This is a genomic window from Microcoleus sp. AT3-A2, assembly GCF_036705685.1.
Classification (GTDB): Bacteria; Cyanobacteriota; Cyanobacteriia; order Cyanobacteriales; family Microcoleaceae; genus Microcoleus.
This window is the reverse complement of sequence record NZ_JAUBVF010000014.1, coordinates 20,243-36,961: the sequence shown is the minus strand read 5'-3', so window position 1 is coordinate 36,961 and position 16,719 is coordinate 20,243. Positions and strand designations below refer to the sequence as shown.

12 protein-coding genes are annotated in these 16,719 nt (G+C 47.5%); 11 read left to right on the top strand and 1 reads right to left on the bottom strand.

What is annotated here, in order from left to right; genetic code table 11:
* Nucleotides 1–117: 117 nt before the first annotated feature.
* A complete protein-coding gene (locus QUB37_RS11085) occupies nucleotides 118–3,063 on the bottom strand; it encodes a CBS domain-containing protein (RefSeq protein ID WP_333161836.1) in 2,946 nt (981 codons plus the stop codon).
* Nucleotides 3,064–3,379: 316 nt separating this feature from the next.
* On the opposite strand from QUB37_RS11085, the gene psbZ reads away from it, so the two are divergent.
* The 11 genes from psbZ (at nucleotide 3,380) to QUB37_RS11030 (ending at nucleotide 16,704) form a co-directional block, all read left to right on the top strand.
* On the top strand, nucleotides 3,380–3,571 hold the full coding sequence (gene psbZ, locus QUB37_RS11080) for a photosystem II reaction center protein PsbZ (RefSeq protein ID WP_015177377.1): 192 nt from the start codon (nucleotides 3,380–3,382) through the stop codon (nucleotides 3,569–3,571).
* A gap of 220 nt (nucleotides 3,572–3,791) precedes the next feature.
* A complete protein-coding gene (gene ribH / locus QUB37_RS11075) occupies nucleotides 3,792–4,385 on the top strand; it encodes a 6,7-dimethyl-8-ribityllumazine synthase (RefSeq protein ID WP_333161834.1) in 594 nt (197 codons plus the stop codon).
* 77 nt (nucleotides 4,386–4,462) lie between these two features.
* Nucleotides 4,463–4,681 (top strand): hypothetical protein, encoded by a 219-nt coding sequence (locus QUB37_RS11070; protein WP_333161832.1) that lies wholly within the window; start codon nucleotides 4,463–4,465, stop codon nucleotides 4,679–4,681.
* Nucleotides 4,682–5,168: 487 nt separating this feature from the next.
* A complete protein-coding gene (locus QUB37_RS11065) occupies nucleotides 5,169–6,407 on the top strand; it encodes a sedoheptulose 7-phosphate cyclase (protein WP_333161830.1) in 1,239 nt (412 codons plus the stop codon).
* A gap of 2 nt (nucleotides 6,408–6,409) precedes the next feature.
* The gene (locus tag QUB37_RS11060) at nucleotides 6,410–7,213 is read left to right on the top strand and encodes a class I SAM-dependent methyltransferase (protein WP_333161828.1); all 804 of its coding nucleotides are present in this window, start codon (nucleotides 6,410–6,412) and stop codon (nucleotides 7,211–7,213) included.
* A 239-nt stretch (nucleotides 7,214–7,452) separates the two neighbouring features.
* Nucleotides 7,453–8,844, top strand: a complete 1,392-nt coding sequence (locus QUB37_RS11055) for an ATP-grasp domain-containing protein (RefSeq protein ID WP_333161826.1) — start codon at nucleotides 7,453–7,455, stop codon at nucleotides 8,842–8,844.
* Between the two features lie 542 nt (nucleotides 8,845–9,386).
* On the top strand, nucleotides 9,387–10,769 hold the full coding sequence (locus QUB37_RS11050; RefSeq protein WP_333161824.1) for an ATP-grasp domain-containing protein: 1,383 nt from the start codon (nucleotides 9,387–9,389) through the stop codon (nucleotides 10,767–10,769).
* Nucleotides 10,770–10,786: 17 nt separating this feature from the next.
* Nucleotides 10,787–11,809 (top strand): ATP-binding protein, encoded by a 1,023-nt coding sequence (locus tag QUB37_RS11045; protein WP_333161822.1) that lies wholly within the window; start codon nucleotides 10,787–10,789, stop codon nucleotides 11,807–11,809.
* A 447-nt stretch (nucleotides 11,810–12,256) separates the two neighbouring features.
* Complete coding sequence (locus tag QUB37_RS11040) at nucleotides 12,257–12,880, top strand: Uma2 family endonuclease (protein WP_333161820.1); 624 nt, start codon at nucleotides 12,257–12,259, stop codon at nucleotides 12,878–12,880.
* A 271-nt stretch (nucleotides 12,881–13,151) separates the two neighbouring features.
* Nucleotides 13,152–14,462, top strand: coding sequence for a 30S ribosomal protein S12 methylthiotransferase RimO (gene rimO / locus QUB37_RS11035; RefSeq protein WP_333161818.1), 1,311 nt, complete (start codon nucleotides 13,152–13,154; stop codon nucleotides 14,460–14,462).
* A 775-nt stretch (nucleotides 14,463–15,237) separates the two neighbouring features.
* On the top strand, nucleotides 15,238–16,704 hold the full coding sequence (locus QUB37_RS11030; protein ID WP_333085686.1) for a DEAD/DEAH box helicase: 1,467 nt from the start codon (nucleotides 15,238–15,240) through the stop codon (nucleotides 16,702–16,704).
* Nucleotides 16,705–16,719 lie beyond the last annotated feature (15 nt).

The following is a 16,719-nucleotide window of genomic DNA, read 5'->3' as shown; positions in this document are numbered from 1 at the left end:
AATAATGTACGATCGCCTGGTTAGGCTGTTTAGGATTGAAAACTTAAATTTTAGTAGAGTGCGTCAGCAATTAGCTAATCTATTATATAATAAATAACGCGCTGCTGACGCACCTTACTAAGTTTGAGGATAACGTTGTGCTAAGAAAGAGATAGCAGCAGCCCGATCGCCCAAATCGCCATCCAACTTCGCCGCCAACAAATCATCCAACATTCGTTTAAACCCAGGCCCCGGCTTATAACCCAAAGCCTTCAAATCGTTGCCATTTAAAGGCGGCTCAACATTCGCCCACCTGGTGAGATATTCCCAGATTTGGCGGCGGGCACTTCGCGGACTTTGTAGGGCGATCGCAATTAACACCGGCAACTCATAATTTCTCAACAGCAACACCAATTGACTTGGCAACTCGCACTTAGGCAAATTCTCTGCTAACTGGTTCTTTCCGGCTTCTAAAACTTCCAACCGCTTAATACTGTCAGCAGGTAACTGAAGATTTGCAGCCACCTTCCCGCGATATTCCGGCGCTAAATAAGCTATCAAAACTTCCAGCCGCATCTGCCAATCGGGAATATTGATAATGGGAAATGGGGAATTGGGCATCGGGAATTGGGCATCGGGAATTGGGCATCGGGAATTGGGAATTGGAAATTGGAAATTGGGGATAGTTTGTTCTTTCTTCCCTCTTCCTTCTTTCTTTTTCCCTCTTCCCTCCTCCTTCCTGGCCTCCTTTACATCCGTTACAGAATCCGTTGCCGAACTTCCTTCTTCCTTCTTCTTTCCTTGCAAACATCGATCGAGCAAACGCAGTTGCCGCCACAACTCCCGATCCAACTCCAAAGTAGGATGAATACAGCGCAAAGCCTGCAAATCTCCCAGCATTTGCAAAGCAACTTTCCAGTAATGAGCTTGCAAAATGTATTTCAATTCGCTTTTGAGTCGAGTTTCCAAAGCCGGAGCTCGGCCATTTTCCCCCTGAATTCGGTAATAAATCCCGCTAGCCAAAGCGTTGCGGATGTATCCTTCCGTCTGCGGCTCAATTTCAAATCCCAACCGCACAGCAAACCGCACAGCGCGATAAATTCGCGTCGGATCTTCGATAAAACTATTGGCGTGCAAAACTCGAATTTGCTTCGATTCCAAATCCAGCAAACCGCAGAAAAAATCTAACAATTCGCCGCTGCGAGGAACACCCAAACGCACAGCCAGCGCATTAATTGTAAAATCCCTGCGGTACAAATCTTGGCGAATTGAACTCGCTTCAACTTCTGGATTTGCAGCCGGATAAGGGTAAAATTCAGTACGAGCCGTAGCGATATCCACCCACAGGGAGCCGAAAGGAGAGTCTTTGTGCCACAAAAGCGCGGCGGTTTGAAATTGACCGTGAACGTCCAAACGCGATTCTGGGTAAAGTTTTTGCAGCGAGGAAGCTAACTCGACACCAGCACCGGAATCGTCGGAACCGCACTTTCCATCCACAACCAAATCGATATCTGTTAGCGCCAGTGTATCATCCGTGGCTAAGAGTAAATCCCGGACTGCTCCACCAACCAGATAAAGTTGCCAGCCGCGATTTTGGGCAATATTGGCGGCGATCGACAATAATTGCCACAATTCGGCACTTATGCGCGATCGCAACAACTGCTCAACCGATTCGGGCACGGGACAATTAGAAAATTCTGCACTACTTCCCCTGTCTCGCGCTTTTTGCTGGTGCAATTCCCGCAACACATCAGTGCGAGTCACAATTCCTACCAGTTGACCGTTTTCCAATACTGGCAAGCGCCCGATATCGTATGTCACCATTAAAGATTCAATTTCCGGCAGCAAGGTATCTGGGGCGATCGTTTTTAGCTGCGGAGTCATGTAACCCTTCACCGGGGCGTGACTGAAACCGTGGTGCAGGGCAATGTCAATGTCGCGGCGCGAGATAATGCCAGCTAGTCGATCGTCCGCATCGACCACAGAAAGCCCCGAATGTCCGTAACGTAGGAGGATACGGTGAGCTTCCCCCACCGATGTTTCCGGGCGAATACTCCGCACGGGAGACGACATTAACTCGCGCGCTGTCGGAGGGTGGGGAATTTGAGTTTTGAGTTCGTCAGCTAACTGATTTAAAGTCAGCAGGGGGTCAACATCGCGGGTGGCGAGGGAAGCGGCGCGGGCGTGGCCTCCGCCGCCGAGGGGTTGGAACAATTCGCTGAGGTTTGTTCCTTCGATGCGCGATCGACCGATAATAGTTAATCGATTGGAAACTGGCGATTCGGAATCGATGTTGCGGTTGTTGTCGTTTTCGCCAAAGTTATAAACATTACCTAACAGCAGAGCATCGGTTTCAGTTAAATCGAGTAAGCGAGAAGCCAGGGAAGAAAGCCCCGGAACGTAAGCTTCAGTGGATAGCAGCACCCAGGCTACGCTGTAACCTTGCAAAGTTTCCGATCGCAAATTATTCAGCGCTTCTCTCAGCAAATCTTGCAATTGAGGAGACAAACCGGGTTCTACATATTCAGCGATTACCCCCAAACTCGCTCCCTGTTCCATCAACCACGCCAAAGCTATTGCATCTCGCGCAGTTGCGCCCTCAAAGGTGAGGGAACCTGTATCGACGTGGATGCCGAGGGCCATTACTGTTGCTTCCGAAGGGAGAAGGCGGAAGGGTGTGTCGCTGTTTTCTGCTTGATTTTTGAGTTTTTCGACAATTAATGTCGTGCTGGCTCCGACTGCTTCGATCTGCGTAACTGTAGCGGGGATGTCTGAATGCGCCTCTAGGTGGTGGTCGAAAATAGCAATTTCGCTCACTTGTGGCAAATCCAGCCACTCGGCGGCTTTTCCCAAGCGATCGCGCTGTGAGGCATCAACTATACTAATCGATCGAATTTGTTGCGGATTGACCGATCGGCGTTCAATCAGTGGGTACTCGTCGCGGTGTAGCGCCAAAAAATCCCGCACTGTCGGGTGACACCCGCCCGTCAATACGATCCTGCTACCGGGGCGCAGCACGCAAAGTCCCACCGCCGCCCCCAAGGCGTCAAAATCTGCTGTTGTGTGGCACAAAACTAAGTCCATAGCCGAAAATCCCGCATCTCTAACTCAAACAGTAGCAATTTCTCGCCCTCTGAAACCGGATGTGTCGATCGGGCTTTAAGTTAACCTTTCCAGTTTTCTGTGCTGTAACGAACAATGATAAAATTGATAAAAATCTTAAGAGCCGCTGACGCCTGTTCGCGCAACGCCCGAATTTGCCTGGGTTCTTTCGTATCAATCAACCGACAATTTCTCGATCGACTATCGGGAAACTGTCAAAAACTAGAATTTGGAAGATTTTTTTCGGTTCTGGGAAACTATTTCCGATCAACGCACGGTTATATCGAAAGGAGAAAAGATGTTATCAATTCTGTTTCAAGTGGTTTTACTGGGTCTGGTACTGCTGTCTTTTGTGATGGTCGTTGGCGTGCCAGTGGCTTATGCCTCTCCCCAAAACTGGAATCAGTCTAAATCCCTGATTTATGCCGGGTCTGGTCTGTGGTTTTTGCTGGTTATTGCAGTGGGTGTATTGAACTTTTTAGTCGTTTAATTTCACCCAAGTCTATCGGAGAAAGAAGGTAAAAGATAGAAGGATGAAGGCATTCACCAGCGATTGAAAGGCATTCGGCAGAAGCTAGGATTTTTCCAGACCGCGCGATCCTGTATTTTTTTGCACTTGAGATTCAGATGAGATGCTGCTGCTTTCTGACTTTTGCCTTCTCACCAACAAAAATCTAAAATCTAAAACCTAAAATCTAAACTAGAGCACTATGACTGTTTTCGAGGGAACTTTTACTCATACCGAATCTTTGCGATTTGCTATTGTCATCGGTCGTTTTAACGATTTGGTGGTTAACAAACTTTTGGAGGGCTGTCAAGATTGTTTGAAACGCCACGGGGTTGATATTAATCCTCATGGCTCTCAAGTGGACTTTTTTTGGGTTCCAGGAAGTTTTGAGATTCCTTTGGTGGCGCGCCAAGCTGCTCTTTCTCACCGCTACGATGCGGTAATTTGTCTGGGTGCGGTAATTCGCGGCCAAACTCCTCATTTCGATTTTGTGGCTGGTGAGGTTGCTAAGGGAATTGCTGCTGCTGCTTTTCAGACAGGGGTGCCGGTGATTTTTGGGGTGGTGACGACTGACACGATGCAGCAAGCTTTGGAAAGGGCTGGAATTAAAAGCAATTTGGGCTGGAATTATGCGATGAGTGCTTTGGAAATGGGCACTTTGATGCGCCAAGTTAAGGGTTTGGGAACACACTCTTACGATCAGCGGTTAACTACTGGATCTGCTGGTAAAGTGCTTTCGGGCGAAGGAAATCTGGCGATCGCCCCTGATGTATCGTCGGATCAAATCCCCTCGTAAGTTCGCTTAGCAGTATTTTTAAGCTCAAAAAACATCAAGATTTGCATCGGGAAAAATCTTAAGACTCTTGTGGGGCGATGAGGAAGCCCGCCCCCAAGGTAAAAATTCCACTCTTGGCCGATCGACAAATTAGACCAATATCTTGCCAATTGGAAATCGGTACTTTGATGCCTCAAGTTTATGCTTTGGGCGGAAATTCTGACGATCCATTACCTGCGTCTGCTGCTGTTCAAGTGCTGTCGGGCGAAGCGAATTTGGCGATCGCCCCTGATGTATCGTCAGATCGAATACTGTAATTTCTACAAAGCATATTTTGCCAACAATGGCCACAATTCCAAATTCAGATTTAGACAAGTGCCAGCATTTGATTCACTTCCTGTTCTGGAGCACACATACCTTCTCAAAGACCGATCTCCTCCTAAACTTTTGAATAATGTGGAATAGCTAGATTATCGTCTATTCCCAAAGAGGTATTATGGAATTTTGTTGAATAAGGTTGAATAAATATCAGAAATCCGTTATGTTAACTGAGGTGTAAGTATTGAGGTTATCTAAACTCGCTCCTAGCAGGGATTTCATTATAAATGCTGTACGATAAGTATTTAACCTCTTCTTAATAAACAGCTCTGAAAACAACTTTCTAGATTAATTGTTGAGATTATATTATCGAATGACAATTTTGTCAATCGAATGCCTAGAAAGCTTTCCTGCAAAAGAATTCAGCGTTTTTGCTACTACCTGAATACTTACAGTTACTTATCAACACGAAAGTGCAAAAATTTTATGGGTGACATTCAAGCTACCTTTACAGCTACCGATCGAGCTTTTCAGATTGAGGGGTACGAAAAAATAGATTTCAGCCTGCTATACGTCGATGGTGCTTTCAAGCTGGAGAATCCTGAGATTGCCGATAGTTACCGCCAATTCGGTCGCTGTTTAATGGTTGTAGATGAAACAGTCTATCGTCTGTACGGTGCACAGATGCAGGATTATTTCAAGCATCACGAGATAGATTTAACAGTCTTTCCAGTTAATATCAAGGAACCTGATAAGACGTTAAAAACTTTTGAAAGCATCATAGATGCCTTCGTTGATTTCGGACTCGTGCGGAAGGAGCCTGTTTTGGTAGTCGGTGGTGGATTGACTACTGACGTAGCTGGTTTTGCCTGCTCATCCTATCGCCGTCGGACTAACTACATTCGCGTACCGACAACCTTAATTGGGCTAATTGATGCCAGTGTGGCAATCAAAGTAGCTGTGAACCACGGTAAGCTGAAAAACCGCCTCGGTGCTTACCACGCTTCGCAGAAAGTAATTTTAGATTTCTCCTTTCTGAAAACTCTGCCGATCGACCAAATACGAAACGGCATGGCAGAGTTAATTAAGATCGCCGTAGTAGGCAACAAAGAAATCTTCGAGTTGTTAGAAAACTACGGCGAAGCATTGCTGCATAGCCATTTTGGTTATTTAGACGGCACATCTGAACTGCGAGAAGTGGCCCATCGCTTAACCTACAACGCGATTCAGTCGATGCTGGCCTTAGAAGTACCAAACCTCCACGAGCTAGATTTGGATCGGGTGATTGCCTATGGTCACACCTGGAGTCCGACGCTGGAACTAACACCGGAAATTCCGATGTTCCACGGCCACAGTGTCGCCATCGATATGGCTTTTTCGGCGACTATTGCTGGGCAGCGGGGCTACATTTCGATCGCCGCTCGCGATCGGATCTTAGGATTAATGAGCCGCCTCGGACTAGCAATTGATAGCCCTTATCTCACATCAGAACTGCTCTGGAAAGCCACAACATCGATCAGTCGTACCCGCGACGGTCTCCAACGCGCTGCAGCTCCCTGCCCCATTGGTGACTGCTTTTTCATGAACGATTTGACTCGAACTGAGTTGGATGAAGCCCTAGCGGTGCATCGAGAAATCTGTCAAGGCTATCCGCGCAATGGTGATGGCGAGGATATGTATGTGGTATTGCAGAAAGTTGGAACTCGTTCCACAGCCGGGGTATGACCATGAGACCCGTTACCCCAGTCGGGATTTTAGCGGCTAAACTCGAAAGTCTCGCCTCGCAAGTAGAAAAAATCGATAATCTCGATCGAGCTTTCAAGGCTGAATTAAAACAAGCTTACGAATTGGCAAATGGTCTCGATCCGTACCTGGATCTTTGTACCACGCCGGAATCTCCTGCCTTAGCCACGTTAGTGAAGCGCACTCAATCAGAAGATTGGAGTAAGCGATTCTCTGACGGCGAGACAGTGCGGCAGTTGGAACAGGAAATGCTATCGGGTCATCTCGAAGGCCAAATGCTGAAATTTCTCGTCCATCTCACCAAAGCGCAGCGCGTACTGGAAATAGGGATGTTTACCGGGTACTCAGCACTAGCAATGGCGGAAGCACTGCCGGTGGATGGAGTGGTGGTAGCCTGCGAAGTAGATGCTTATGTAGCTGAATTTGCCCAGAAGTGTTTTCAAGAATCTACAGCCGGTCACAAAATCTCAGTGAAGGTGGCACCGGCTCTAGAAACCATGAAAGAATTGGCGGAGAATGGAGAAGTTTTCGATCTGGTATTTATCGATGCCGATAAAGCTGGATACAGAGATTATCTCGATTTACTACTCACCACTGGGCTGTTGGCTCCCAATGGCTTGATCTGCGCCGACAACACTTTGATGCAGGGACAGCCATATTTGTCGGGTACTGCTACTGAGAACGGAGTGGCGATCGCCAAATTCAACCAGGCTCTAGTTGACGATCCGCGCGTAGAGCAAGTGTTACTGCCGCTGAGAGATGGATTGACCTTAATTCGGCGCGTTTAGTAGAACAAAACTTAGGCGTCAAAACCAAAAAAACCGGGTTTTTTGCCCAGGCGGGCTGTAACGAAGTCCGAGCAAAAAACCCGGTTTTTAACCACCCGTGCGTAATATCAAATCCGCGCTTCATCGGCACGATCCATCTCTCTGTTCTGGAGACTCTGCGCCTGCGTAGCTTCAACAGCGGTTTAATCATTCAAAAACCGCCGCTAATTAGAGTATTTACTTAGTAATAGTAAAAAATTATGATCGAAACAGTTTCAACGGCAGCGATGCCATCTGAACAGGAAACAAACGCGACGAATAGTCCCTTCCAGACAGTCAAAACCATAGCAACCTTAATTTTGCTGCTATTGGTACTGCCCCTGAATCTCGCTTTAACAGCGATCGCCCTACTGAGATCCATCATCCTCAAACCGTTTCAGTCTCGAACGATCGCGGACTCTCCCCAAACGATTTTGGTCGGCGGCGGCAAGAGGACCAAAGCATTACAGCTAGCGAGATCGTTCCATAAGGCCGGTCATCGGGTAATTTTGGTTGAAACCCACAAATACTGGCTGACAGGTCATCGTTACTCTTGGGCAGTCGATCGCTTTTACACAGTACCAAATCCCCAGACAGAGGAATACCCTCACGCACTCTTAAAAATTGTCCAACAAGAGAAAGTTGATGTTTACGTTCCCGTCAGCAGTGCAGGGGGCAGTTACTACGATGCCAAAGCCAAAAGCGTACTTTCTCCTCACTGTACGGTAATGCAGCTAGATGTCGAAACTCTGCAACGTTTGGATGATAAATATGAGATGGCAACAGCCGCCAAAGCGTTGGGGCTGCGAGTTCCGAAGTCCTACCGAATTACTAATCCCCAGCAAGTAATCGATTTTGATTTTAGTGACGCACAGCGTCCATATATTCTCAAAAGTATTCCCTACGATTCTATTCGCAGGTTAGACCTGACGAAGTTACCCTGCACAACTGAGCCGGAAACGGCCGCGTTTGTGAAATCTTTACCAATTTCCGAGAGTAAACCTTGGATTATGCAAGAGTATATTCCAGGGCAAGAATACTGCACTCACAGTACAATTCGTGATGGTCATCTTCAGTTGCATTGTTGTTGCAAATCGTCGGCGTTTCAGATAAATTACGAGCATATCGATCGCCCGGATATCGAAAATTGGATTCGTCACTTTGCCAAGAGTCTCAATCTGACAGGACAAGTTTCCTTTGATTTCATGGAGGCGGCGGATGATGGAGAGATTTACGCGATCGAATGCAACCCGCGCACCCATTCAGCCATCACGGTGTTTTACGACCATCCGGATGTGGCAAAAGCTTATTTGGAACCAGACCCTTTACCGCAGATAGTGCAGCCTTTGGCATCTAGTCGCCCGACTTACTGGATTTACCATGAAATTTGGCGATTGGTGACTCATTTGTGGTCGCCCAAGCAAGTTTATGAGCGGTTAAAAATAATCGCCCAAGGCAAAGATGCCATCTTCGAGTGGGACGATCCGCTGCCGTTTTTGATGGTGCATCATTGGCACATTCCCTTGTTGTTATGGGCAGATTTACAGAAGACGAATGAGTGGATTAGGATTGATTTTAATATTGGTGAACTTGTGGAAATAGGGGGAGAGTGAGTAGGTCAGTATGACGGGTTTTGCATTTAGTCGGCTCCGCAGTTAGCGATTTTCCCTGTGATTTATCAGGGTTAATGAGTCGCCTCGGACTATAGCAATCCTTGCAGGAGTTGTAAATTTTTTCCCCCACCCCAGCCCTCCCCTTAGTAAGGGGAGGGAGTAAGAAATTCACAAATGATTTAGGATGGCTATAGCAATTGATAGCCCTTATCTCACATCAGACAGGCTCTAGTTGACGATCCGCGCCTAGAGCAAGTGTTACTGCCGCCCAGAGATGGATGGACTTTAATTGGGCGCGTTTAGTAGAACAAAACTTAGGCGTCAAAACCAAAGAAACCGGGTTTTTTGCCCTATTCGGCGGGCTGTAACAAAGTCCGATGTCAAAAAACCCGGTTTTTAACCACCCGTGCGTAATCTCAAATCCGCGCTTCACCGACATGATTCATCTCTCTGTTCTGGAGACTGTGCACCTGCATAGCTTCAACAGCGGTTTAATCATTCAAAAACCACCGCTAATTAGAGTATTTACTTAGTAAAAAAGTATGATCGAAACCGTTTCAAGGGCAGCGATGCCATCTGAACAGGAAACAAACGCGACGACTACTAGGCGCTTCCAGACATCAGTCAAAACCATAGCAACCTTTATTTTGCTGCTATTGGTACTGCCCCTGAATCTCGCTTTAACTGCGATCGCCCTACTGAGATCGATCATCATCAAACCGTTTCAGTCTCGAACGATCGCGGACTCTCCCCAAACGATTTTGATTAACGGCGGCAAGACGACCAAAGCATTACAGCTAGCGAGATCCTTCCATAAGGCCGGTCATCGGGTAATTTTGGTTGAAACCCACGAATACAGGCTGATGGGTAATCGATTCTCTTGGGCAGTCGATCGCTTTTACACAGTACCAAATCTCCAGGCAGAGGAATACCCTCAAGCACTCTTAAAAATTGTCCAACAAGAGAAAGTTAATGTTTACGTTCCCGTCAGTAGTCCAGAGGGCAGTTACTACGATGCCAAAGCCAAAAAGGTACTTTCTCCTCACTGTACGGTAATGCAGCTAGATGTCGAAACTCTGCAACGTTTGGATGATAAGTATGAGTTGACCACCGCCGCCGAAGCGTTGGGGCTGCGAGTTCCAAAGTCCTACCGCATTACTAATCCCCAACAAGTAATCGATTTTGATTTTAGTGACGCACAGCGTCCATATATTATCAAAAGTATTCCCTACGATTGTTTCCACAGGTTTGATCTCACTAAGTTACCCTGCGCGACCCCAGCAGAAACAGCCGCTTTTGTCAACTCATTACCAATTTCCGAGAGTAAACCTTGGATTATGCAAGAGTATATTCCAGGGCAAGAATACTGCACTCACAGTACCGTCCGTAACGGTCATCTTCAGTTGCACTGTTGCTGCAAATCATCGGCGTTTCAGCTCAATTACCAGAATGTCGATCGCCCGGATATCGAAAATTGGATTCGTCATTTTGCCAAGAGTCTCAATCTGACTGGACAAGTTTCTTTTGATTTCATTGAAGCGGCGGATGATGGAGAGATTTACGCGATCGAATGCAACCCGCGCACCCATACAGCCATCACGATGTTTTACAACCATCCCGATGTGGCAAAAGCTTATTTGGAACCGGACCCTTTACCGCAGACAGTGCAGCCTTTGGCATCTAGTCGCCCGACTTACTGGATTTACCATGAAATTTGGCGATTGGTGACTCATTTGTGGTCGCCCAAGCAAGTTTATGAGCGGTTAAAAATAATCGCCCAAGGCAAAGATGCCATCTTCGAGTGGGACGATCCGCTACCGTTTTTTATGGTGCATCATTGGCACATTCCCTTGTTGTTATGGAGAAATTTGCGTCAGCCGAAAGAGTGGATGAAAGTTTATTTTCATAGTGGAATAATTCTGTAAATAGGGGGAGATTGAGTATGTCAGTATTACGGGTTTTGCATTTAGTCGGAGCGGCAGACAGTGAATTTTACGATAAATTGTCGCGCTTTTATGCCCCATATTGTCTGGAGCAAACTGCTAATCCAGCACTCTATGAATTTCATATAGCCTATATTTCTCCCGGTGGCCAATGGCGTTTTCCCACCTCTCTCGATCCGAGTGCGATCGCGGCTGCTAATCCCATGTCTCTAGCGGGCGCTGTAGAGGTGCTGACACAGCTAAAGATTGACGTAATGGTACCGCAGATGTTTTGCATCCCCGGCATGACTCAATACCGAGCCTTGTTCGATCTGCTGAATATTCCTTACGTGGGTAATACCCCAGAGGTGATGTCACTGACTGCTGACAAAGCGAAGGCTAAGGCAGTAGTAGCGGCCGCTGGGGTAAGCGTACCATTGGGAGAAGTTGTCCGCGCGGGCGTGAGACCTTCGATTGATTTTCCGGTGGTGCTCAAGCCACTGAATGCGGATAATTCTCTGGGAGTTGCCTTAGTTAAAAATGCTGCTGACTATGATGCGGCGTTGCAGACAGCATTGACTCATTCAGAGGAAGTGCTAGTAGAAAAATTCATTGAATTGGGTAGAGAAGTTCGCTGTGGGATTATTGTCCAAGCTGGCGAGTTAGTCTGTTTGCCGCTGGAAGAGTATCCTGTAGATCCTGATACCCAACCGATTCGGACTTATGCCGATAAGCTCCAACAAAATGAGGATGGTAGCTTGACTGGTTCCACTAAAAATAGTACCAAGCCGTGGGTAGTTGACAAGATCGATCCGATTACCGAGAGAGTTTGGGCCGAGGCCAGAAAATGCCACATCGCTTTGGGCTGTCGCCACTACAGTTTATTTGATTTTCGCATCGACCCCGATGGAAAACCTTGGTTTTTAGAAGCGGGGCTGTACTGTTGTTTGGCCGAAAAAAGCGTGATTGCGGTTATGGCCAAAGCATCAGGAATTTCTCTGGATACTTTGTTTCAGAGTATGCTGCAAAATGCCTTAATATAAATAAATGTGAGGATGAAACTAATGACTCAAACTTTTCAAGATTGATCAACCCAGCAATTTGCTGACTTATCGGTGTTTCTAGGTAAAAGTTGGGTTGTGTTAGCTGATCCTGCTCGAGTTGGAGCAATGGGAGAATTTGAAGGACATAACTTAACCTAAGTTCGGGATAAGAGTAGCTAAAACATCACAAAATTTCTGAAATGACGATCGCACTTTGTCAATCTCAGCAGATTTGTTCTAATCGAGTGCGTTCGCTCACAACGGTCGATCGCCTAGATACTAATTTCAGATTCAGTCGATCGGCGCGATCTGTATTTTGACATTGTGGGTCACATAAAATAGCAAACTTCACTTCCTATGTCAAGGACTGCGGACAACGTTGTCGTAAGTCCTTGTGTAATCTTTTAGCTTTCCGCATACTAATCGCCAGACAGAGGAAACCGCAACATGATCCAAACCATATCCAAAACAATCACGTTTGATGAGTTCGTTGCTTGGTATCCAGAGAACTCTGTCCACAAGTACGAACTACACAATGGAGTAATTGTTGAAATGCCTTTAGGAACTGGCGACCATTCCGACGTTACAGGTTTCATTTCGGGCGAAATCAATTTTGAAATCAGGCGACTGCAATTGCCTTACTCAATCCCTGGTGATTGCTTGCTCAAGCTGGCGCGTAACGAATCTGGCTACCAGCCAGATGTAATTGTCCTAGACCGAACCGCACTTGCAAGCGAACCGCGCTGGAAAAAAGAATCAGTCATCACGATGGGCTCTTCGGTGCGACTAGCTGTAGAGGTGGTCAGTACGAACTGGCGGGATGATTATTTTTTCAAAGCTTCCGACTATGAAGAAATGGGCATTCCCGAATACTGGATTGTAGACTATCTTGGTTTAGGCGGTCGCAAGTTTATCGGCAATCCCAAACAACCCACTCTCTCGATTTACCAGCTAGTAGATGGGGAGTATCAGGTAAAACAGTTTAGGGGAAGCGAGAATGTTGAGTCGCTGGCTTTTCCAGAATTGAGCTTAACAGCAGAGAAGATTTTTCTTGCTGGCTTGCCGAACTAGCAAGTCGAAATTATGCAAAGGGCGTAAGATTGTCGAAGCCTTCCGACGACACCAAAACCTGACAATTGGGTCAAAATATGGCATCGAAAAAGCGGGAAAGTACGATCGCACAAAGCCTAAAAATTCTCATCTCGCCCACGATCGCACAAATATCACACAACAACTGCGAACACCACAACAGTCCAGAGCTTCCACATACACATTGCAATTTTTTAAATTGTGTGATATCATAAAACGTTCTTAGAAATAGCGCAACACTAACTATTACTGCATGGCAACGAAGCCAACGATCGCATTTACTCACCTCGGCTGCGAAAAAAATCGCATCGATACCGAACACATGATTGGCTTGCTGGCTCAAGCGGGCTATCAAGTCGATTCTAATGAAGAATTAGCCGATTATGTTGTAGTCAATACTTGCAGTTTTATCCAAGCGGCGCGAGAAGAGTCGGTCCGCACCTTGGTAGAATTGGCAGAAGCTAATAAAAAAGTAGTCATCACCGGCTGCATGGCACAGCATTTTCAGCAGGAATTGCTGGACGAATTGCCGGAAGCAGTCGCAATTGTCGGCACTGGCGACTATCATAAAATCGTCGATGTTATGCAGCAGGTGGAAAAGGGCGATCGAGTTTCCCTCGTCTCTTCAGAACCTACTTACATCGCTGACGAAACTACTCCCCGCTACCGCACGACATCGGAAGGTGTCGCGTATCTGCGTATAGCAGAAGGCTGCGACTATCGCTGTGCATTTTGCATTATCCCGCACTTGCGCGGAAATCAAAGGTCGCGGACGATCGAATCTATCGTCGCGGAAGCTAAGCAATTGGCGTCGGAAGGGGTAAAAGAAATTATCTTAATTTCTCAAATTACCACCAACTACGGCAAAGATATTTATGGCGAACCGAAACTAGCCGAACTGCTTCGCGCTTTGGGTAAAGTAGATGTGCCTTGGATTCGGATGCACTACGCCTATCCTACAGGTTTGACTCCGCAAGTTGTCGCAGCCATCCGCGAAACGCCCAACGTTTTGCCGTATTTGGATTTACCCCTGCAACACTCGCACCCGGAAATTCTGCGGGCGATGAATCGGCCTTTTCAAGCTGGGATCAATGATGCTATAGTCGATCGGCTCAAAGCAGCACTTCCCGGCGCTGTGATGCGAACAACTTTTATTGTCGGCTTCCCAGGCGAAACCGACGAACACGCATCACACTTGCTGGAATTTGTCAAGCGCCACGAATTCGATCACGTAGGAGTTTTTGTATTTTCGCCAGAAGAAGGAACCCCAGCCTTCAGCTTGCCCCAGCAAATACCTGCAGAAATAATGGAAATGCGGCGCAATGCGGTAATGGCGGCACAACAACCTATATCATTGAAGAAGAATCAAGAGTCTGTCGGTCAGGTAGTTGATGTCCTGATAGAACAAGAACAACCAGAGACAGGTGAGTTGATTGGTAGATCCGCTCGGTTTTCCCCAGAAGTAGATGGACTCGTCTATGTGACAGGAGAAGCGCGACTGGGATCGATCGTATCTGTGAAAATTACTGGTGCAGATGTCTACGACCTCTACGGTCAAGTGTAAGTGTTGCTGAAACTGTCGCGATCGGCGGTGTGGCGAACAAAAACCGGACACCAGCCAAAAATGATTAGCGGATTGTGCAGCAAAAGTAACGGTTTGTACAATATTGTGCAAAGATATGTAGCAAAGGGAGCCTAAACTTTTTTAGCCCCTATCTGGCAATCGACGCTCCCCCTCGGGGTGCGGTTATCTCTACAGAACGATCGGAAAATTTTAACGAATTTAATGTTTTGTTTCTGAATGTAAAGAGTTATGATAGTAGCAAGCCAGAAATAAGCGGGGAGAATTTGAGATTGCTTCGCCGTCCGCCCTACACCACAACGGTATCCCGAAAGAGTGTTGAGATGGATAGGCGGTAACGGTCGCTGCATCCCCTGCTCAATCCCGCAGGCGACGGATTGCGGGATAGCGCCTGAACCAAAAAACCTATTACTACTATGTAGTTAAGTGGGGCTGGTCATGATCCTCACTATAAAATGCCTACGAGGGAAAGCTTGCAAGTACCTCAAAGGAAGTCCAATGTCCTGTTTTAAGAATGTTGGAAGCCTATAACCCGACCCCTGGCGGTTGGTATCGGTGATGTCACAAAATCAAAGACGGCTGTCGAATTGGTAAATTTAGTCACCATCGACGGAGCTGCCCTATACTCGATTGCTATTTAAGAAGGTGCGCGCAGGCGCAGCACCATAAAGAACTCTTATGAGTTCCTGCCGCCGAGCAGAAATCCGCATCCGAGTTGGGCAACTTAGAAGGCTAAGACTCGTTATTAGGAGCATTAATGAATTTATTGTTTGAAGGCTTAGGTCTTTCGGAAGAACTCGTTCTCCATCTGGAAACACTAGGCTTTACAGAACCTACTCCCATCCAAGTACAAGCAATTCCGCACCTGTTAGCAGGTCGCGACGTTGTGGGTCAAGCCCAAACAGGGACAGGCAAAACGGCAGCATTCTCGTTGCCCATCTTGGAGCGGATTGATTTAGATGTAACTGCAGTGCAAGCACTGGTGCTGACGCCGACTCGCGAATTGGCGATGCAAGTAACTGAAGCCATCCGCGATTTGAGCGGCATCAGCAGCGACGGCCCGGTAAAAGTGGGTCGCTCTCTGCAAGTTCTGACGGTGTACGGCGGTCAATCGATAGATCGTCAAATGCAGCGTTTGAAGCGCGGCGTTCACGTTGTTGTCGGTACACCCGGACGCATATTGGATATGCTCAGCCGCGGCAGCCTGAAACTAGACAAGGTAAAGTGGCTGGTTTTGGATGAAGCTGACGAAATGCTGAGCATGGGCTTTATCCAGGATGTGGAAAAAATCTTGGATGCTGCACCAAAAGAACGTCAAACGGCATTTTTCTCGGCGACGATGGAAGCTTCCATTCGGAAATTGGTAGCGCGGCATTTGCGTAACCCAGTCAACGTCACCGTAGAACAGCCAAAAGCAACGCCAAAGCGCATCAGCCAAGGCGTGTACATGATTCCCCGTGGCTGGTCGAAGGCAAGAGCCCTACAGCCAATTTTAGAAATGGAAGACCCGGAATCTGCACTGATTTTTGTGCGGACTCGGCAATCGGCGGCAGAACTCACCAGCCAACTGCAAGCAGCAGGTCACAGCGTTGACGAGTATCACGGTAATTTGAATCAGGCACAGCGGGAACGTTTGTTGCATCGGTTCCGCCAATGTCAGGTGCGCTGGGTAGTGGCAACTGATATTGCGGCGCGGGGTTTGGACGTGGATCACTTGACTCACGTGATTAACTACGATTTGCCCGACAGTGTGGAAAGCTACGTTCACCGGATCGGACGCACGGGCCGGGCTGGTCGCGAAGGAACGGCGATTACGCTGATTCAACCGGTCGATCGCCGCAAACTGCGCTTGATTGAACGCCACGTGCGATCGAGCTTGACGGTGCGAAACATTCCGACACGGGCGCAAATTGAAGCACGTCAGTTGGAAAAGATGCAGGGTAAAGTTCGCGAAGCTTTGGCTGGCGAACGGATGGCATCTTTCTTGCCTCTGGTGTCTCAGTTATCTGAGGAGTACGACTCCCACGCGATCGCCGCTGCTGCTTTGCAAATGGCTTTCGACCAAAGCCGTCCTGCTTGGATGGGCGCGGATTACGCTCAACAAGAAGATCCCCCGATTGGTGGAGAAAACAGCGTCAAGCCTATCTTGATCAAAAAGCGGGCTAAGACTGGTGAGGCGACTTTTTCTGGAGCACCGAGTGCTCCTGTTCCCCAGAACCGCTAATTGGTAGGGTGCACT

Bases quoted from the DNA above. Each gene is read 5' to 3' on its own strand.
- QUB37_RS11040 (WP_333161820.1), top strand. From the start codon at position 12,257: ATGATCCAAACCATATCCAAAACAATCACGTTTGATGAGTTCGTTGCT.
- QUB37_RS11045 (WP_333161822.1), top strand. From the start codon at position 10,787: ATGTCAGTATTACGGGTTTTGCATTTAGTCGGAGCGGCAGACAGTGAA.
- QUB37_RS11055 (WP_333161826.1), top strand. From the start codon at position 7,453: ATGATCGAAACAGTTTCAACGGCAGCGATGCCATCTGAACAGGAAACA.
- ribH (WP_333161834.1), top strand. From the start codon at position 3,792: ATGACTGTTTTCGAGGGAACTTTTACTCATACCGAATCTTTGCGATTT.
- QUB37_RS11070 (WP_333161832.1), top strand. From the start codon at position 4,463: ATGAGGAAGCCCGCCCCCAAGGTAAAAATTCCACTCTTGGCCGATCGA.
- psbZ (WP_015177377.1), top strand. From the start codon at position 3,380: ATGTTATCAATTCTGTTTCAAGTGGTTTTACTGGGTCTGGTACTGCTG.
- QUB37_RS11085 (WP_333161836.1), bottom strand. From the start codon at position 3,063: ATGGACTTAGTTTTGTGCCACACAACAGCAGATTTTGACGCCTTGGGG.
- QUB37_RS11065 (WP_333161830.1), top strand. From the start codon at position 5,169: ATGGGTGACATTCAAGCTACCTTTACAGCTACCGATCGAGCTTTTCAG.
- rimO (WP_333161818.1), top strand. From the start codon at position 13,152: ATGGCAACGAAGCCAACGATCGCATTTACTCACCTCGGCTGCGAAAAA.
- QUB37_RS11050 (WP_333161824.1), top strand. From the start codon at position 9,387: ATGATCGAAACCGTTTCAAGGGCAGCGATGCCATCTGAACAGGAAACA.
- QUB37_RS11030 (WP_333085686.1), top strand. From the start codon at position 15,238: ATGAATTTATTGTTTGAAGGCTTAGGTCTTTCGGAAGAACTCGTTCTC.
- QUB37_RS11060 (WP_333161828.1), top strand. From the start codon at position 6,410: ATGAGACCCGTTACCCCAGTCGGGATTTTAGCGGCTAAACTCGAAAGT.